The organism is Arthrobacter sp. MDB1-55, from assembly GCF_059092925.1.
In genome coordinates this window covers 98,968-116,490 of the sequence record NZ_JBNHID010000002.1, presented here as the reverse complement: position 1 = coordinate 116,490, position 17,523 = coordinate 98,968, and the positions used below count along the sequence as shown (strand labels likewise).

Here is a 17,523-nt window from a genome sequence, read left to right as displayed (position 1 = left end):
GTACGCCGTACACTAGTCAATAGGCGTCCTGAGAGAGCGGAGAAATGATGAGCGGGGAGAAATCGCAGTCCTTACGGCTGCGGCTCAATCGTGAACGCGTTCTCCGGTCCGCAGTCGGGCTCGCTGACTCGTCCGGTGTGGAGTCACTGAGCATGCGGAAGTTGGCTGCGGAACTCGGCGTCGTTCCCATGGCCCTCTACAAGCATGTTGCCAACAAAGAAGAACTCCTCGATGGCATGGTGGACATCCTCATTGGTGAGATAGGCCCGCCGCTCATCGGAGCGGAATGGAAAGACGCCGTTCGCCACCGCATTCTCTCGGCCAGGGAGATGCTTCAACGGCATCAATGGGCGCGTCGGGTGTTCGAAACCCGTACCACCAAGACGCCGGGCGTCCTCGCCTACATGGATTCCTTCATCGGCATCTTCGTTAGCGCCGGTTTCACGGTGGACCTCACCCATCACGTAATGCACGCGATCGGGAGCCGTATGTGGGGGTTCACCCAGGAATTATTCGAAGACCCCCCCGGCCATCCGGAGGAAGCCCCCGGAGAGATGGGCGAGGCGGAATTGGCGATGCTCCAGGAGATGGCCGGGCGCTATCCCAACATCCTGCGTGTCGCTACAGCTTCAGCTCACGAGCAGGACTCGGTGGTCGGAACCGGTTGTGATGACCAGTTTGAATTCGAGTTCGCTCTTGACCTGCTGTTGGACGGTATCGAAAGGCTGCATGCCCGGGGCTGGTCATCGCGTCCGGCGGCCCCGCGCTGAGCCGGGCGGAGGAGGACGGTCAGCTGGCGGGGTCGTACTGGAACGCTCGAACCTCCTGCGCGCAACGGCAGGCAACCGCAATCTTTGCGGCCCATTCCAGCGCTTCCTCCCGGGTAGGCACTTCCAGCACGGTGTACCCGCCTTCGAGATGCTTCGTCTCTGGGTAGGTAGCCTCAATCACGGTCCCCGTGCCGTCCACCATCACAGGCGGCACGCTCTCATCGATGCCGCCGCCAAAAACCCAGACGCCGGCATCTTTGGCCTCCTGCACGACGGCGTGCGCCGCGTCCGAAACGGACTGCAGGTCCTCTTGAGGAAATCTCATGGCGCTGCTCGGGAACGAGATCAGATACTTTGTCACGTCTACTCCTTTGTCGTCATACCGGGACCGACTGTAGCCCTGCAGACCCAGGCCCGCCAGAGATTCGAAACGCTGATTCCGGCACAGCCGTCCATGACGACGGCTTGTCAGTCGCCATATACTCCGAACATGCCAATCAAGTACCTTGACCGAAGCGTTCACGCCGAGCAACCCGTTCCCGAGCACGCCGGGAGCGACCAGTGAGCGGCGGTCTCGTCGCCCTGCTGGACGACGTTGCAGCCCTGGCACGCATAGCGGCCGCATCGGTCGACGACGTCGCTGCCGGAGCAGCGAGGGCCGGGGTCAAGGCCGCCGGCGTCGTGATCGACGATGCCGCCGTGACTCCGCAGTACGTATCCGGCGCGGACCCGTCCCGTGAACTACCGATGATCAAGAGGATCTTCTGGGGCTCGCTGCGAAACAAACTGTTGGTCATCCTGCCGGCACTGCTGCTCATCAGCGCCTTTATCCCGTGGATAATCCCCTTCATCCTCATGCTGGGCGGCACCTACCTCTGTTACGAAGGTGCCGAGAAAGTCTGGCACAAGCTGCGCGGCCACCACGACGACGAAAAGGCGCCGGCCGTCGAACGGGGGCCGGACGCGGAAGCCAAGGTCATCAAGGGTGCCATCACCACCGACTTCATCCTGTCCTGCGAAATCATGGTCATTTCGATGAACGAGGTCGCCACTGAGTCAATCTGGTCCCGGGCGCTCATCCTTGTCGTCGTCGCCATAGCCATTACCGTCCTCGTGTACGGAGCCGTTGGCCTCATTGTGAAGATGGACGACATCGGACTTCACCTGACCACCAAGGACTCCGCGGGCTCCAAGCGCTTCGGCGAACTGCTGGTGAAGGGGATGCCTGCTGTGCTGACCGCGATCACCCTCGTGGGAACGATCGCCATGCTCTGGGTTGGCGGACACATTATGGTGCAGGGTGCTCACGACCTGGGCTGGCACCTGCCGTATGACCTGATCCACGGCCTTGAGGAGCCCTTTGCCGGGATCGCCGTGGTGGGCGGCTTGCTGGCCTGGCTCGTCAACACCCTGTGCTCAGCCATCGTCGGACTCGCCTGGGGTCTCCTGGTCATGGCGATCGTGCATCCGCTGCTCAAAGCGTTGCCGTTCGGGAAGAAGAAGGGCGGGCACACGGAGGGCGACGTCCGCGCCGCTATCGCCGGCCACCGGTCAAAACATCACGAAGAGAAAAGTTAACACCCCCCAAAGTCCGGGCCCGCAACTGCTCGCGGTGGTGCCCCTCTTCGCTGCACAATTAAACATGGCAGTCAGGGGGGCCCGGGCGACGGGCAAATGGATTGGCCGCATGGCCCTGATTCTGCTTGTGATCAACGCTCTCGCTACGTCGGCCGTCTTCTTTCTGGTCGAAGACGGCGTCGACACCGGGTTCGGGGTCCTCTTCTTCGTCCTCTACATCACACTTCCCCTGGCTGCAGTGTCACTCATCCTCAGCGTGCTGGGAGTCTTCCGCCAGAGCGGATTGGTGCCCTCGGCGATCACCATGGGCCTGATCGCCGCGGGGCTGGCCTTCGGCGTGTACGGATTCGTCGGAACCCAGCTCTTCTGAGCTGCGGGAAAAAAGAACCTTAGCTGCGGGAAAGGAACGCGGAACCTCAGCGGATCGCGGCGTACCAGATCAGCAGCATCGTCACGAAGAACCCCGTCACGTAGTTGAGCCAGAGAAACCGTTCCCACCCGCGGTGGGCGAGTTCGGCGTCGTCGTCATCCAGGGACGCAAACGGAACAATGTTGATCACGTACGGCAGCACCAGGAACGAGGCGAGCGGTCCCGGCCACGGGGTGAAGAGCATGAGCGCCCCTCCCACCAGATAGGCGGCAATCGCGAACCTGACGGTCGCGCGCCCTCCGGTGACGGTGGCAATCGAAGCGATGCCGCCGGCGCGATCCGCGACGACATCCTGCACGGCACCAAACGCCTGACTGGCGACGCCCCAGAGGAAGAACGAGCCGATCAGCGCCCACAAGGCAGGCGTGAATTCTGCCTTCCCCAGGACCAGTCCGTATACCGCCGGGCTGACGAAGTGCGTGCTCGAGGTGAGGGAGTCAAGGAACGGGCGTTCCTTGAAGCGGAGCCGGGGCGCGCTGTAGGCGATGACCGCGAAGACGGTGACGGCAAGCACCAGCCAGGACAAGGGTCCGCCGAGCAGCACGAGGATCGCGAGGAACGGGACGTTGGTGGCGATCGCTGCGCGGAGCGTGATGGTGTGCATGGTCCTGTCAAGGACAGCACCCTCGACGCCCCCCTTGCGCGGGTTCCGCAGGTCCGACTCGTAGTCGAACACATCGTTGATTCCGTACATCGCCAGGTTGTACGGGATCAGGAAGTACACGGTGCCGATGATCCAGGCGAGGTCGATCTGCCCGGCGGTGAGCAGGTATGCCGCCGCGAACGGGAATGCGGTGTTCACCCAGGACAGCGGGCGCGAGGACACCAGGAGGGTTCTGATGGTCTTCACAGCTGCCGCTTCCGTTTGCGCTCGCCAAGAATTGTCCACAGCGCGGGGAGGAGAAGGACTGCCGCCACGGGGTAGGCGAAGTCCTCCAGCGGGGCCAACCCGATGAAGACCCCCGAGATCAGCTCCGGCGCGTAGCTGAAGAGCCCCACCGCAATCATCAGGCTGTCGAAAACAGCGGTCAGGACAAGAACGACGACGGCGGCGCCGCCCGCCGCTGCCAGCGCTACCGTACGACGGCGTCCCTTGAGCAGGAAAGCGCCGGCGGTTCCGACCGCCAGGGCGGGGAGGAGGAAGACTGCGTTGAGTGTCCAGTACGTCATGGACGTCCCCCCGCATCACCGGTGCGCTCGCTGAGGCCACGACGCCGGATGGCCTCATCGAGGGCGCGGCGGAACATGAGGAAGAGGTTCATCACGAGGTAACTGAGGAAGGTGAGGAACACGACCTCCTCGAGCGGCAGCTCCGGGGCCAGGTTGACGCCCAGCATCACCTCGGTCTGGCCCCGGTAGAAGATGCCCAGTCCGATTCCTGCGAGGTCCCAGGCCAGGAAGAAGAGCACACCGGCGGCAAGCACGGCGGCGGCGCGGCCGGCGTCGTGCCAGAAAAACAGACGCAGGCGCTGGTCGAGAAGCATCATGCAGCCCAGTGAGGCCAGGAGGAAGAGCAGGTAGACCGCCCCCATCACGCGACCGTGTTCTCGCGGACCAGGCCGGGACGGAGGGGCACGGGCAGGGGGCCGGTGCTCACGTCCCTGCGCAGGCGCTTGATCACGAGTTCGGCACTGATCAGGCACATCGGGATCCCGATGCCCGGAATGGTTGAACCGCCCGCATAGTACAGGCCCTGAACCTTGCGGCTGATGTTGCCTGCACGGAAGAACGCGCTCTGCTGCAACGTATGCGCCGGTCCCAGCGAGGTGCCCTTCCACGAGTGGTAATCACGTTGGAAGTCCGCGGGCCCGTAGCTGCGCCGCAGGACAATGCGTTCGGCAAGGTCGGGAATTCCGGCCCATTGGCTGAGCTGGGTGATGACGGCGTCCGCGACGCGTTCCACACGCTCGCTGCCGCTGCCTCCGAGGCCCGGATCAGCAGGGATCGGCACGAGCACGAATACGTTCTCATGGCCCTCGGGCGCCACGTCAGGATCCGTGGCGCTGGGCTTGCACACGTACATCGACGCCGGCGAGGGCACGAATGGGGTCCGGCCGAAGATAGCCCGGAAGTTCTCCTCCCAGTCCGCGGTGAAAAGCAGCGTGTGGTGCTCCAGTTGCGGCAGTTCGCCGCGAACACCCAGGTACAGCAGGAGCGCGCTCGGCCCGGCAGTGCTGCGGGACCAGTAGCGTTCGGGGTAGGTCTGCAGGTGCCTGGGCAGCAGTGCGGTTTCGGTGTGGTGCAGGTCCGCAGCGGAGACGACGACGTCGGCCGCCGCAGTGGATTCGCTCCCATTGGACCGGTAGCGGACACCGCGTACCGCAGCCGGGCGTTTCCGTGATCCTGTCGGTGCGGTTTCGATGCCCAGGACCTCGGCCCCCGTGCGGATGGTGACGCCTGCATCCTGCGCAAGGCGCTCGATAGCGTCTACCAGCCGGGCGAATCCACCCATCGGGTAGAGCACACCGTCGTCGAGGTCCAGGTGGCTCATCAGGTGGTACATACTCGGCGCCGTGAAGGGCGAGGTCCCGAGGAACACCGCCGGGTACTCCAGAATCTGCTGCAGCCGCGGGTCCGAGACGTAGCGGCTGGCGTAGCGGTGCAGGGGCTCGAGGAGCAGTCGACCGAGGCGCGGCAGGCGGCCGAGGACATCGGGGGTCAGCAGAGACGTGAACGACTCGAACGTGGCGTAGAGGAACCGTCGGGTGGCCATCGTGTAAGTGTCGGCCGCGGAGTCGAGGTACTGCTCCAGCTTTGCACCGGCTCCGGGCTCAAGCTTCTCGAACAGCTCCACCACACGGCGCCGCTCGGCGGGAACATCGACCGGATCACTGAAGCCTTCGGACAGAAGGCGGTACCCCGGGTCGAGTTTCACCAGGTCCAACTGCTCATCCGCCGACGTACCCAGCAACCGGAAGTAGTGGTCGATGACTTCAGGCATCAGGTACCAGGAGGGACCGGCGTCGAACCGGAATCCGTCCTCGCTGAAGGAGTGGGCACGCCCGCCTACGGCGTCCTGCTTTTCGAGCACCGTCACGGAGTGGCCCTCGGTGGCCAGGAGCGCCGCGGTTGCCAGGCCGCTGATGCCGCCCCCGATAACGACGACGGTCCGTCCTGAGGGAATGCGTGCTTTCACTGCGCCTCGACCCGGTTCTGGTGGGTGCCCGTCGGTTCCAGGCCGCGCCGGCCGGCAAGCACGCTGGCCGCGATCCGCAGCTTCACCGTGTTGGGAACGCTGATGCGCGTACGGATCAGTTCCGGGGCGGGCGTCGCACGGATCCTGTCTGCCAGTTCGGCGAACAGTTCCTGGGCCAGCGCAACGGCCCTGCGGCTCGAAGGTGGGAGCCCCCGCAGCACTACCCGGGATTCGTGCAGATCGTTCTCGATGTCCTTAAGCAGCCGCAGCTTGGTGGCCTCGTCGAAGCTGGCGGGAGAGACCTCCGGAAAGTAGCTGCGGCCCAGGGATGTGAAGTCCTCGGCAAGGTCCCGAAGGAAGTTGACCTTCTGGAATGCTGCCCCCAGGTGACGGGCGCCGCGTTCCAGCCGCGCTGTTTCAGGGGCGCTCACGGGGTGACCGTGGAGGAAGCACTTCAGGCACATGAGTCCCACGACTTCGGCCGAACCGTAGACGTACTCCGTGAAGGACTGCGGCGTGTGTTCCGTCTGGTCGAGGTCGGCGCGCATGGAGGAAAAGAACGGCCGGGTCAGGTCGGTGCCGATCCCGGTGCGCCGGGCCGTGTCCGCGAAGGCATGGATCACGAGGTTGGTGCTGTACCCGCTGGCCAGGGCATGCTCGGTTTCCCGCTCGAACTCGTCGAGCTGCCGGCGGGACTCGACAGGTTCAAGTCCTGCGGCGGAGGTGACGCCGTCGACGATTTCATCGGCCACGCGCACCAGCGCATAGACGGACTCAACCTGCCGGCGGACCCCCGGCTCGAACAACCGTGAGGCGATCCCGAAGGACGTGGAGTAGGAGCGCAGCACCACCGCAGACGCTTTCAGAGCCGCATCGGTGTAGTCAGCCAGCGCGTCGCGATCCCGGCTCATACGCGCACCCGTTCGGTGACGACGTCGGACAGGGGCGCCAGACCGTTCCGGAGCCCTTCCGGCACCGAGGGGTCCAGGAGTGCCTGCAGCGCGCGGTCGGTGAGGTCGGCAGCCAGCTGCATGGACCGGTCCCGGGCGCCGGACTCGATCAGCAGTTCCCGGGCTTCCGCTGCTCCGGCGGCAGAGAGATCCGGGGTGGACAGGAGAACGGCAATCCGCGGCCACTGCGGCTGCTCGGCGGCGTACGCGGTCAGCGCTGTCCGTTTGCCTTCCCTCAGGTCGCCCCAGCCCACCTTCCCGGTGCGGGTCTCATCACCGAAGACCCCGATCAGGTCATCTGCCACCTGGTAGGCCGTGCCGATGCAGCGCCCGAACTCCCCGAGCGTGTTCACCAGCCGGTCCTCTGCGCCCGCGAGCACGGCGCCCGCCTGCAGCGGCGCTTCGAAGGAGTAGACCGCCGTTTTCAGCCGTGCCATGTCGAGCACTTCATCGACGGGTTGCGGCGTGGGGTCAAGGGGAGCGAGCACATCGAGTAGTTCGCCGGCAGCGGAGGCAAAGATTGCTTCGTCGAGAAGATCGCCCAACTTCCGCCGGGTGACAGGGTCGGCGTCGACCTCACCCAGGAGACGGTAGGCGTTGGACAGGGCCAGGTCACCGGCGATGACGCCGACCGAGAGCCCCGCGTGTTCAGCTCTCGCCGGCGGGTTTCCCTGCGCGACGGCACGGTTGCGGTACGCACCCGATACGTTCGGAACGCCTCGGCGGGCGAAATCCCGGTCCACGACGTCGTCGTGCACGATCAGCGCGGTGTGAAGGAGCTCGAACGAGGCGGCGACCGTTGCCACCGTCGTCAGGTCGGTGCCGCCGAGCAGGCTGTAGACGGCCAGAACCAGGCGGGGGCGGAACCGCTTCCCGCCGATGGTGCAGGCTTCGAGGTGCTCCCACATGGTGCGGTAATCGGGGTGCATGGTTTCCGCCCGGTTCTTCGACCGGTCGAAGAAGGACGCAAGGACATCGTTCACCAGCTGGCTGTCGACAGAACCAGCCAGTGTGGTCTCCTTGTCCATAGGTAAAGTAAACACGCGCGATCCTTTGGAGGGAAATGAACCGTTTGGAAGAGTTCGTTGTGCTGGCGGCCGAGGATGGCACACCCATCGGAACCCAGGACAAGGCAACGGTTCATACCACCGCAACCCCGCTTCACCTGGCGTTTTCAACGCACGTCTACGACGACGACGGCCGCATCCTCATCACCCGTCGGGCCCTCAGCAAGCGGACCTGGCCGGGTGTCTGGACCAACTCGTTCTGCGGACATCCAGGGCCGCATGAAGCCACCGAGGACGCCGTGGTGCGGCGTGCCGAGCACGAGCTGGGCCTTCGACTGGACTCCGTGGAACTCCGTTTGCCTGACTTCCGCTACCGGGCGGTCGACGCATCCGGCGTGGTCGAGAACGAGATCTGCCCGGTCTACACCGCCCGCGCGGTGTCCCCGGTGAACCCACGCGAAGACGAGGTCATGGAGTGGCAGTGGGCCGACCCCCTGCAGCTCACCACCGCCGTCGCCGCCGCACCCTGGGCGTTCAGTCCGTGGCTGACCCTGCAACTGCCGCTGCTCTACCCCGAACGGTTCTCCTCACCCGCCGTGTAACGCCCGACGACGGCGCTCCCAGGCCTCGCCCAGAGTCCAGCGCCAGCGGTCCCACGGCGGGGCCATGCGCCAATGCAGGGCCAGAGTGTGCACGGCGCGCGTGAAACGCAGCCAGCCCTTACGACCGCCGGCGAGCGCACGCGCGGAAATTCCCACCTGCAGCGACCTGTCGTACACCGTGCGCCGGCCGGGTTCGAGTGCGAAGCCGAAGTCGACGTCGTCGTGCACGTTCGGATCGTGCCGGTGGACGCGCTCGCGGACCGATAGCCAGTCGGAGCGGCGGAAAGCGCAATTGGAACCGAAGGGCGGCCAATGGCCGATGGCCAGCCCCATCGACACGAAGTAGCCCTGCATGTAGGCGATGGCGGCAACGCGTGCGCGAAGCGGGCTGGTGTCGTAGAAGACCCCCGGGCCGGTGAGCACCGCGAGATTCGGTTCGGCGTCGAAGCGAGCGGAGATACGTTGCAGCCAGTCCGCCGGCGGGATGGTATCCGCGTCGCAGCGCACGATGACGTCACCGGAGGCGGCGTCGTACCCGGTGGAGGCAGCTGCGGCGATCCCAGGAATGGACTCATGCACAACGGCGGCACCATGACCGGCGGCCACCGCCGCGCTGGTGTCTGTGGAGTTGTTGTCGACCACGATCACCTCGAGCGGCGCCAGTGTCTGCCCGGCGAGGGCCTCAAGGCAGCGGGCCAGCGGTCCGGCGTCGTCTTTGCACGGGATGACCACTGACAGGGACGGCATGACCCCGATCCTAGCCGTGCACGTAGGCTGGAATCATGATCGCCGACCTGATCCGCCGGCCGGCCACGCATGCCGAAGTGGCAGCGGACGGCGTACGGGCCGTAGCCGTGCTCAGCACTATTGCCATGGTCTTCTGGTGGGGTCCGGTGGACTTCTGGGTCTTCTTCCTCGCGCTTGGCGGTCTCACGCTGTCGCGTTATGCCCGTCCGCACCCGGTGTTTGACGCCGTCTACGGGTGCGCACTGATTTTCGCCTGCTGGAGCAGCGTCCTGAACCTCTACGAGGTGATCTCCTGGTGGGACCTGTTGGTGCACTGCGTCTGCACCGGTCCCGTCGCCGGAATGGCCTATGTACTCGCCACGCACATCGGGCTGCTGCCGGCCGCCGGTAACTCTCGACGCGACCGCGCCGGCGTCGTTCTCCAGGTGGTGCTGCTCGGTATGGCGCTCAGCGTGCTGTGGGAGTTCGCGGAATGGGCCGGCGACGCGTGGCTGACTGAAGGCATTCACGTCACCTATCCGGACACCATGGGCGACCTCGCCGTTGCCACCCTCGGCTCGTTGGCCGCCGGGCTCCTCCTCGCTCGGCTGAAAAAGAAGGCGCCGAAGGACCCTTACGTCTGAGGTTCAGAGCGAAGGCCCATCCGCATCTGGGTTCCTGATGTCCGCCACCCGGCAGGCAGCCTCGAAGATCATCCACGCCTGCAGCTGCCTCGACAGTTCCACCGTTCCTGCGCCGGCGGACTCGCCCGGTTCAGCAGGAAACACCAAAACAGTACGACGGCGCTGCCCGCCGGCTTCCCGCTCGCCGCGCCCCTCCCACAGGGCACGGGCCGTCGTCGTAATGAGGGTTCTCGCGAGCGTGCGCGTGAACTCCGGCAGCGCGGGTGATTCCGCCGCGAGGCCGAGGTAGCGGACGAGGATTCCGGTGAAGAGGCCGCCGTCGCCGCCGCCGTGGGTGCGCAGGGCGCCCGTCGGCAGCACGAGGTGCTTCGCTACAGCCAGAACGAGGTCGGATGCCCGCTGCAGGCTTGTGGGGTCTCCGAGCGCCAGAAGTGCGCCGAGGACCGGCCCCTGATTGTAGGTGTAGACGTCGGTCACCATGCGTTCGCCGGGCATGCGGATCCCGTCGAGGAGCAGACCGGTCGAGGGGTCCTGGAGCCGCGCGAAAAGCCAGTCGACCAGGCGCTCCGCCTCCTTCGTCCGCCCGACCCTGGCGAAATGCAGGGCCGCGGGGGCAGTGGCCGGCGTGTTCTTGAAGTCGCGGGACATGTTCCAGAAGAGGCCGCCGCCAAGGTCCGGAGTATGGGCGGACGCCAAAACGGGGGTCAGGACGCGGAGCGGGCGCGAGCCTGCGATGTCAGCCGAGCGCCAGGCTGCGAGGGCCAGCCAGGCCATGTCGTCGTAGTAGCGGTTGGTCCAGCGACCGCCGTTGCGTAGGCGGATGGTGCGCAGAAGGCGCCGCGCGCGCAAGCGGTGGGCGGCGCCGCCGTCGGTGTTCCCGGTTGCGCCTCCGGACCGCGCCTCGCGTTCCGCGGCATCGAGCAGGCAGTCGAGGTAGTGCGCCTGCCACCAGTAGTGCCACGGCACCTTCGGCCGGGCGGGAAGGGTGACCCGCGCGAGGTGCGTGCCGGGCAGGCCGTACAGCCTGTGGCCGAAGGCTGCGGGTATCGAGGAGGAGGCGGCGGCTGCGGCCTCGCCGAAGGTGCTGGAGGGCTCTCGGGTGGGCATAGAGACACCCTAGACCGCGCCGTCGTGCCCGTCTTTGAGCACTGTGCACAGTGGCGGACACGGCGGATGAATCAGTGCGCTGCATCACAGTAGGCTCGGGAGGAAGCGGTTTGGCCCCGCTCACTCACGACGCAAAGGAGATGTCATGGACTGTGCAGGAACGGTGGCGCTGGTGACCGGGGGTGCGTCCGGGCTCGGCCGGGCAACCGCCCAGCGACTGCACGACGACGGCGCGGCGGTCGTGATCCTCGATCTGCCGCATTCGGACGGAGCCGGTTTCGCGGAGTCGCTGGGGGAGCGCGCCCGCTTCGTGCCGGCGGACGTGACGAGCGAGGAGGAGGTCCAGGCCGCTGTCGACGCGGCGTCAGAGCTCGGGCCGCTGCGCATCGTCGTGAACTGCGCGGGGGTGGCCACTCCCGGAAAGGTGCTGGGCAGGGAGGGCGTGTTGCCGCTCGAGCAGTTCAGCAAGGTCATCAACATCAACCTCATCGGTACCTTCAACGTGCTGCGGCTGGCGGCGGCGGCCATGGCGGCCACCGATCCAGTGCAGACCGAGACGGGGACCAGCGAGCGCGGGGTCATCATCAACACGGCCTCTGTCGCTGCCTTCGACGGGCAGATCGGGCAACCCGCGTACTCCGCATCGAAGGGGGCAGTGGCGGCCATGACCCTGCCGATCGCGCGGGAACTGGCGCGTTCCTTCATCCGCGTCATGACCATCGCTCCGGGCATCTTCGAGACGCCCATGATGGCCGGGCTGCCGCAGGAAGCCCAGGAATCCCTTGGGAAGCAGGTTCCGCACCCGTCCAGGCTTGGTAAGGCCACCGAATACGCTGCGCTGGTTGCACACATCGTGGAGAACCAGATGCTCAACGGTGAAACCATCCGGCTCGACGGTGCCATCCGCATGGCACCCAAATAGACCATCCCTTCGACTGTTATCCCCCGAAAGGACAGCTCAATGGAGAGCGGCCTCCCCAGCGCAGACTTCTACGGCTTCGAGTCCCTGCTCAGCGATGTCGAACGGGCGAAGCTCCGGGACGTTCGCGACTTCCTGGCCAAGGAGGTTGCCCCGTATGCAACCGACTGGTGGAACAGGGCCGAGTTCCCACTGGAGGTGCTCCCGAAACTCGCCTCCCTCAACCTGAGCACCCCGGTGCAGCAGGGCTACAGCTACCTCTTCAGCGGTATGGTCATTGCCGAGCTGACCCGCGCCGATACCTCGCTGGCAACGTTCTTCATGGTGCACCACGACCTTTTTGTGGAGGCGCTGCACGAATTCGGCACGGAGGAGCAGAAATCCCGGCTGCTCGATGACGCCATGAATCTCACGATCACGGGTGCGTTCGCGCTCACCGAGCCCCTTCACGGTTCCGATGTGGCCGGCGGCATGGCCACCACGGCCACCCGCGACGGTGACACCTGGATCCTGAACGGTGCAAAGCGCTGGATCGGCAACGGTACCTTCTGCGACTACATGCTGCTGTGGGCCCGCGATACTGCGGACGGAGCTGTGCGCGGCTTCATTCTGGATGCGACCCTCCCCGGGGTGACACGGACAGCGATCGAGAACAAGATCGCGCTGCGCACCGTGCAGAACGCCGACATCCTCCTGGACAACGTGCGGGTGTCCGAAACCGACCGTTTCGCGGGAATCAACAGTTTCACCGATACCAAGCATCTGCTGCGCGGATCGAGGATACTGGTGGGCTGGCAAGCGGTAGGGCAGCAGTTGGCGGCGTTCGACGCAGCCCGGGCGTACGCCGTCGAGCGCCAGCAGTTCGGGCGTCCGCTGGCCGGCTTCCAGCTCCTCCAGCAGCAGCTGGTGCGAATGCTCGGGAACACCACGGCGAGCCTTGGCATGATGGCGCGCGTGGCGCAGCTGCAGCAGGACGAGCATCTGGGACCGCAGGGGCTTCCGCACAGCGGAGCCGACATGGCGCAGGCTGCGCTCGCCAAGTCCTACACCTCCTCGTTGATGCGGGAAACAGTGGCCCTGGGCCGATCGATCTTCGGCGGCAACGGGATTGTGACTGACTTCGGGATGGCGAAGATTTTCGCCGACGCCGAAGCCATCTTCACCTACGAAGGTTCCTTTGAAATCAACACACTGATTGTCGGGCGGGCGGTCACGGGAGTCTCTGCCATTCTTTGAATGCCTGGGTTGCGGTTGCCGCCGCGGACCATTTCGCACCACGGTGGAGTATGAATACCGATGCATCCCTCCCGATGCTTACTGTGCGGGAGACCGCGGCGGTCCTGACGAACGTCTTCGCGCCGAATATTGCAAAAGGCCCTGCGGCATGCCCGGGACGCCACCTGGTGTTGATGCTCACCAGCGCCTTCCTGTCGCACCTTCTCGACGGATCGGCGTTGAAGCTCGAGTCTCCCGGGCGGCTCAAGGTGGGCGGACGGCTGCCTGGAACGCTGGACAACTATTCCCTGCGCTTTGGGGTCGAGGCGAACGCTCCCCAGATGTGACGAGGTCCTCGCCGTTCCTCGGAATGCTGGGGAGGGTCCGCACGGTTCTTCTGGGGGAAGCAGAACCGATGGAAGGAAATCCCCAGTGAAGGCAGTGTTCTATTCGAAGTACGGTGACCCCAGCGTCCTTGAGTACGGTGAGCAGCCGGAGCCGAAGGTGGGCCCGGACACGGTCCTCGTCGAGATCAAGGCAACCTCAGTCAATCCCGTCGACTGGAAGGTGATGGGCGGTTACCTTGACGGCGCACTCACGGCGCACTTCCCGGTCATTCCCGGATGGGACGTCTCCGGCGTCGTGATTCAGCCAGGGCCCGCCGTCCCCGAGTTTGCTGCCGGCGACGAGGTCTTCGGCTATGTCCGGATGGACACCGTCGGCCAGGGGACCTTCGCGGAACGGGTGTCCGCCCCAGTCCGCACCCTCGCACGCAAGCCCTCGAACCTCTCCTGGGCGGAGGCGGCCACGATTCCACTCACCGGACTCACAGCCCTGCAGACACTGGATGCACTGGACGTGTCGGACGGTGACACGGTGCTCGTCCACAACGGCGCCGGCGGCGTGGGCACGCTCGGCATCCAGATCGCTCGGGCCCGCGGCGCCAGGGTCATTGCCACAGCGTCGGAGCGCAACCACGACTTCCTCCGCGAACTGGGTGCTGAGCCCGTAGCTTACGGGGACGGGATCGCTGACCGGGTCCGGAAGATCGCCCCGGACGGCGTGAGCGCCGTCGTTGATTTCGTTGGCGGTGCCGATTGGCAGGCATCCCTCGACGTCCTCAACCAGCCGGGACGGGTGGCATCCATCGCCGACGCGAAGGTGAAGGAACTTGGCGGACGGTATGTGTTTGTGCGTCCGGACGCACAGGGTTTGTCCACACTCGCCGACCTCATCGAGGCAGGCCACGTGAAACCTGTGCTCGCCGCCACCTACCCTCTGGAGCAGGCCGCGGAGGCGTTTACCGCGAATATGGCGGGCCATACGCGCGGGAAGATCGCGCTCACGGTCGGCTGATGCGTCCGGGATGAGCCAGCGGGAACGGCTGGTCGGCGCACATGCGCCAGCCGTTCCCGAGGCTCAGCGCCGGTCGTCGGGGCGGCCGAACCGTCCGGGGTACTCGTCGTAAAAGTCATCGTCGTCGTCCTCGTCATCGAGGTTGAGCGGCGGAAGGTTCGCTGTCTGACGACGGCGAAGGGCGCGCCGGTAGGAATGATCCACCCGGTGGCGGCGCGAGCCTGACGTGATGAGGAGCAGGAACGCCGCGAGTGCCGCGATGCCCGCGATGAGCAGGGACTGTGGTTGCCCGATGACGCGTTCCACCACGATCCAGCCGACGCCCCAAACCACGGCGAGAGCGACGGCGATGCGCCCCCGGTCCGTGGAGCACACGACGCTTCCAATGACGACGACGATCCCCAGCCCCACAAGCGCCCACCGGAAGTCGTCATCCCACAGCCACGAAAAGCCGTTCAGGGAAAGCACCGCAGCACAGTGGCTCAGCGCCGTGAACCCGGTCCAGCCAAGGAAAAGCCCGAGCGGTACATCGACGAGGGAGCCCTCCGTCGAGGTGGCGGCCGGCCAGCGGTTAAGCCACCGCAGGGAGAACAGCAGCAGGACAAGCAGGACGCCATGCAGGATCAGGCTTTCGAGGTACAGTCCGGCCGAAATCATGAGGGCCAAGCCGAAGTTCAGCAGTACCGCGGCCATCACAATCCAGCCCAGCCTGCGGTGCCGCGGACTGTTTGATTCGCCGGGCAACCATTGGTGCACCACATACCCCACCAGGCCGAGCCCGATCAGCGCCCAGATAGCCAAGGCGTAGCGGTGGGGCGAGAGGAGCGAAAGATCGGGCCGGAAGAGATCGACCGTCCAGATCTCCGTTCCGCCGAACAACCCCGCCGCCCAGGCGGTGCCTGCCAACGATCCGAGGACCACGACAGTGACCAGAATGCGCCGGACCACGTCCAGCGGCCAGGAGCGAACGTTCGCAGCGGCTGACCGGGAAGCTGACGCCGTCCACTGTGCAGTACGCTTCCCGGATTGAGCTGCCCACGCCGAGGCAGCGCTGGAAGCAGTCCTGAGTTTCTCTGCGCGAGCCGCCTTCAGCTCTTCTTCTCGTGTCTTTGATGGTGTTGCGTCGGCGCCCTGGTCCTGACGTTCCTGGCCCGGCCGTTCCTGGCCCGGCCGCCCGGTGGGGTCCGAGTCCGACGTGCCGCCGGCGGGAGGACTGGAAGGGGCGGGCGCCGTGACCGGCGCGTCCGAGGGTGCGGCGACCGTCGCCGTCGTGCTGGTGGCGTCGCGATCGTCCGAGGGAACGGGCGTCTTCGGGCGTGCTGCCTTCAGCCTCTCAATGACGCTGGTCGTCTCGCTCGGTGGGGGTGGAGGAACCGCTTCGGGTGTCTTCCGGGGCGGGACGGGCGGGGGTTGGGGCAGCCGGTGGTTGGACGGAGTCGGCATGCTCATGTGTCTTTCGGACCTCCCGGCGTTGCTTCAGCGCGAAGAACGCTGCAATGATCAGTCCCACCAGAGTACCCACCCCCATTCCCAGAAGTGCGCTAGCCCACATGGGGAAGCCCGTTGTGGCATCGGAGATGTAGCCCAGGCCGACCAGCCAGACGGACCACAGGATTCCGCCGAGTGCAGCGAATCCCAGGAACGGACGGAGGGGGAGTTCAGCTATCCCGGCGGCTGCAATCCCTGCGGTCCGCCCGCCGGGGAGGAAGCGGAGCGCAACCAGGCCGGCGTAGGTGGGGGACTTTCCGGCTTTCTCGACTGCGCCTCGGATCCCGCGGTGGACGGCCCGGCCCCAGCGGAAGCGGTCCAGCCAATGTGTCAGCTTTCTTCGGAAGAGCAGGTAGAGCGCGAGGTCGCCCAGCAGGCTACCGGTAACGGCTGTCAGGAGGGACACGGGCAGCAGCACGGACCCCTCGGAGGCCAGCGAACCGGATGCGATGACCAGGAACTCGGACGGCATAATGGGCGCGAAGACGTCGGCCACAACTACGAGCAGTGTGACCGGATGAATCATCAGGGACCACTCTGCGAGCGTCGACAGGTCCACCTGTACCAATTTACAGGGCGCTGTTCGCACACGACCCTTCGGTACGCAGTTTGGTCTGCCTCAGGATTTGGGGTGCGTCAGGCGAGTGCCGCCTCAGGCGAGTGCGGAGAGTTCCAGGCCGCTGGTGAACGACGTCGGCCGGAAGGAGAGCGGGTCGACGAACTCGATGTGCCGGGCGAGGAGCTGGAGCGGCTTCGAATAGTCATCGTCCTGCTGGGGGAGCAGCACCGGGTAGAACGGGTCGTTCAGAATCCCGAGACCCAGCCCGGCCATGTGCAGCCGGAGCTGGTGGGTCTTGCCCGTGTGCGGCTGCAGCCGGTACCGGCCCATACCGTTGCGTTCCTCGAGGAGCTGGACGCGGGTTTCGGCATTCGGCTCGCCGGGAACCTCCTGAGCGAGGAGGTAGTCCCGTGACTTCACGATACGGCTGTGAACAGTGCGCGGGCGGATGTCGAGTTGCAGCGACGGATCGATGGGTGCGGCGGCCTCATACTCCTTGCGGATCCGCCGATTCTCGAACAGGAGCTGGTACGCACCGCGGGTGGCAGGATTCGTCGAGAACATGAGGATTCCCGCCGTCATACGGTCGAGGCGGTGCATCGGAATCAGGTCCGGCAGGTCGAGTTGGACCCGCAGCCTCACGAGCGCCGATTCAGCGACATACATGCCGCCGGGTGTGGTGGGGAGGAAATGCGGTTTGTCCACCACCAACAGGTTCTCGTCCTGGTGCAGGATGCTCAATTCCACCGGGAGTCGCTTCTCAACCGGCAGTTCCCGGTAGTACCAGATGAAGGTGTGCTCGGTGAGGGGCGTGTGGCGCGTCAGGCGCTCGCCGCCGAGCGCAACCACCTCGCCACGGTCGAAGCGCTCGGCAATGCCGTCCGGATCCACGTGGTTCCAGCGGTCGAGGATGTACTCAAGGGCAGTGCTCCACGGGCCTTCCGAGGGGAGGCGCAGCCGCGTGGCGTTGACGCCGTTGCGGACCGGGAGCGGAGATTGCATCACCTATCAAGGGTAGCTAACCCTTCCGCGCTCG

At 65.7% G+C, this 17,523-nt stretch carries 21 protein-coding genes; 9 read left to right on the top strand and 12 right to left on the bottom strand.

Features of this window, described 5'->3' with window-relative positions; genetic code table 11:
• The first annotated feature begins 47 nt into the window (after positions 1 to 47).
• A complete protein-coding gene (locus tag AC5RU3_RS07660; protein ID WP_493965204.1) occupies positions 48 to 770 on the top strand; it encodes a TetR/AcrR family transcriptional regulator C-terminal domain-containing protein in 723 nt (240 codons plus the stop codon).
• Between the two features lie 19 nt (positions 771 to 789).
• Here AC5RU3_RS07660 and AC5RU3_RS07655 read toward each other — a convergent pair whose 3' ends face one another.
• Positions 790 to 1,131 carry a YciI family protein gene (locus AC5RU3_RS07655; RefSeq protein WP_309069892.1) on the bottom strand — a complete coding sequence of 114 codons (342 nt, stop codon included), beginning with the start codon at positions 1,129 to 1,131 and terminating at the stop codon, positions 790 to 792.
• Between the two features lie 200 nt (positions 1,132 to 1,331).
• On the opposite strand from AC5RU3_RS07655, the gene AC5RU3_RS07650 reads away from it, so the two are divergent.
• Together AC5RU3_RS07650 and AC5RU3_RS07645 are read left to right on the top strand one after the other, a co-directional pair.
• Positions 1,332 to 2,348: a DUF808 domain-containing protein gene (locus AC5RU3_RS07650; RefSeq protein ID WP_458116302.1), complete on the top strand. Its 1,017-nt coding sequence runs from the start codon at positions 1,332 to 1,334 to the stop codon at positions 2,346 to 2,348.
• Positions 2,349 to 2,457: 109 nt separating this feature from the next.
• Positions 2,458 to 2,718 carry a hypothetical protein gene (locus AC5RU3_RS07645; RefSeq protein WP_493965203.1) on the top strand — a complete coding sequence of 87 codons (261 nt, stop codon included), beginning with the start codon at positions 2,458 to 2,460 and terminating at the stop codon, positions 2,716 to 2,718.
• 46 nt (positions 2,719 to 2,764) lie between these two features.
• Here AC5RU3_RS07645 and AC5RU3_RS07640 read toward each other — a convergent pair whose 3' ends face one another.
• The 6 genes from AC5RU3_RS07640 to AC5RU3_RS07615 are packed head-to-tail and all read right to left on the bottom strand — an operon-like array spanning position 2,765 to position 7,907.
• Complete coding sequence (locus AC5RU3_RS07640) at positions 2,765 to 3,628, bottom strand: prenyltransferase (RefSeq protein WP_493965202.1); 864 nt, start codon at positions 3,626 to 3,628, stop codon at positions 2,765 to 2,767.
• Positions 3,625 to 3,948: a lycopene cyclase domain-containing protein gene (locus AC5RU3_RS07635; RefSeq protein ID WP_493965201.1), complete on the bottom strand. Its 324-nt coding sequence runs from the start codon at positions 3,946 to 3,948 to the stop codon at positions 3,625 to 3,627. Before AC5RU3_RS07635 ends, AC5RU3_RS07640 begins: the two co-directional genes overlap by 4 nt.
• Entirely contained in the window at positions 3,945 to 4,310 is a 366-nt protein-coding gene (locus tag AC5RU3_RS07630) for a lycopene cyclase domain-containing protein (protein ID WP_458116305.1), read from the bottom strand. The genes AC5RU3_RS07635 and AC5RU3_RS07630 overlap by 4 nt, the downstream gene beginning before the upstream one ends.
• Positions 4,310 to 5,914 carry a phytoene desaturase family protein gene (crtI, locus tag AC5RU3_RS07625; RefSeq protein WP_493965200.1) on the bottom strand — a complete coding sequence of 535 codons (1,605 nt, stop codon included), beginning with the start codon at positions 5,912 to 5,914 and terminating at the stop codon, positions 4,310 to 4,312. The genes AC5RU3_RS07630 and crtI overlap by 1 nt, the downstream gene beginning before the upstream one ends.
• Entirely contained in the window at positions 5,911 to 6,825 is a 915-nt protein-coding gene (locus tag AC5RU3_RS07620) for a phytoene/squalene synthase family protein (protein WP_493965199.1), read from the bottom strand. Before AC5RU3_RS07620 ends, crtI begins: the two co-directional genes overlap by 4 nt.
• Positions 6,822 to 7,907: a polyprenyl synthetase family protein gene (locus AC5RU3_RS07615; RefSeq protein ID WP_493965198.1), complete on the bottom strand. Its 1,086-nt coding sequence runs from the start codon at positions 7,905 to 7,907 to the stop codon at positions 6,822 to 6,824. Before AC5RU3_RS07615 ends, AC5RU3_RS07620 begins: the two co-directional genes overlap by 4 nt.
• Positions 7,908 to 7,927: 20 nt before the next feature.
• Here AC5RU3_RS07615 and idi point away from each other — a divergent pair, with 20 nt between their 5' ends.
• Entirely contained in the window at positions 7,928 to 8,473 is a 546-nt protein-coding gene (gene idi / locus AC5RU3_RS07610; RefSeq protein ID WP_493965197.1) for an isopentenyl-diphosphate Delta-isomerase, read from the top strand.
• Here the strand turns inward: idi and AC5RU3_RS07605 are convergent.
• Entirely contained in the window at positions 8,459 to 9,220 is a 762-nt protein-coding gene (locus tag AC5RU3_RS07605) for a glycosyltransferase family 2 protein (RefSeq protein WP_493965196.1), read from the bottom strand. The two genes, idi and AC5RU3_RS07605, sit on opposite strands and share 15 nt — an antisense overlap.
• A 35-nt stretch (positions 9,221 to 9,255) precedes the next feature.
• Between AC5RU3_RS07605 and AC5RU3_RS07600 the strand changes: the two genes are divergently transcribed.
• The gene (locus AC5RU3_RS07600; protein ID WP_493965195.1) at positions 9,256 to 9,843 is read left to right on the top strand and encodes a DUF2238 domain-containing protein; all 588 of its coding nucleotides are present in this window, start codon (positions 9,256 to 9,258) and stop codon (positions 9,841 to 9,843) included.
• A gap of 3 nt (positions 9,844 to 9,846) precedes the next feature.
• On the opposite strand, the gene AC5RU3_RS07595 is transcribed toward AC5RU3_RS07600, so the two are convergent.
• The gene (locus AC5RU3_RS07595) at positions 9,847 to 10,950 is read right to left on the bottom strand and encodes a glycoside hydrolase family 76 protein (RefSeq protein WP_493965194.1); all 1,104 of its coding nucleotides are present in this window, start codon (positions 10,948 to 10,950) and stop codon (positions 9,847 to 9,849) included.
• 145 nt (positions 10,951 to 11,095) lie between these two features.
• Between AC5RU3_RS07595 and AC5RU3_RS07590 the strand changes: the two genes are divergently transcribed.
• The 4 genes from AC5RU3_RS07590 (at position 11,096) to AC5RU3_RS07575 (ending at position 14,440) form a co-directional block, all read left to right on the top strand.
• Positions 11,096 to 11,872 (top strand): 3-hydroxyacyl-CoA dehydrogenase, encoded by a 777-nt coding sequence (locus tag AC5RU3_RS07590; protein ID WP_309069905.1) that lies wholly within the window; start codon positions 11,096 to 11,098, stop codon positions 11,870 to 11,872.
• 39 nt (positions 11,873 to 11,911) lie between these two features.
• Positions 11,912 to 13,105: an acyl-CoA dehydrogenase family protein gene (locus tag AC5RU3_RS07585; protein ID WP_493965193.1), complete on the top strand. Its 1,194-nt coding sequence runs from the start codon at positions 11,912 to 11,914 to the stop codon at positions 13,103 to 13,105.
• 50 nt (positions 13,106 to 13,155) lie between these two features.
• Complete coding sequence (locus tag AC5RU3_RS07580) at positions 13,156 to 13,431, top strand: hypothetical protein (RefSeq protein ID WP_493965192.1); 276 nt, start codon at positions 13,156 to 13,158, stop codon at positions 13,429 to 13,431.
• Positions 13,432 to 13,516: 85 nt separating this feature from the next.
• Entirely contained in the window at positions 13,517 to 14,440 is a 924-nt protein-coding gene (locus tag AC5RU3_RS07575) for an NADP-dependent oxidoreductase (RefSeq protein WP_493965191.1), read from the top strand.
• 63 nt (positions 14,441 to 14,503) lie between these two features.
• Here the strand turns inward: AC5RU3_RS07575 and AC5RU3_RS07570 are convergent, their stop codons facing one another.
• From AC5RU3_RS07570 to AC5RU3_RS07560, 3 genes are all read right to left on the bottom strand, one after another.
• Positions 14,504 to 15,889: a TspO-related membrane protein gene (locus AC5RU3_RS07570; protein WP_493965190.1), complete on the bottom strand. Its 1,386-nt coding sequence runs from the start codon at positions 15,887 to 15,889 to the stop codon at positions 14,504 to 14,506.
• A complete protein-coding gene (locus AC5RU3_RS07565; protein ID WP_493965189.1) occupies positions 15,774 to 16,487 on the bottom strand; it encodes a DedA family protein in 714 nt (237 codons plus the stop codon). The genes AC5RU3_RS07570 and AC5RU3_RS07565 overlap by 116 nt, the downstream gene beginning before the upstream one ends.
• Positions 16,488 to 16,580: 93 nt before the next feature.
• The gene (locus AC5RU3_RS07560; RefSeq protein ID WP_309069956.1) at positions 16,581 to 17,489 is read right to left on the bottom strand and encodes an RluA family pseudouridine synthase; all 909 of its coding nucleotides are present in this window, start codon (positions 17,487 to 17,489) and stop codon (positions 16,581 to 16,583) included.
• Positions 17,490 to 17,523: the final 34 nt, after the last annotated feature.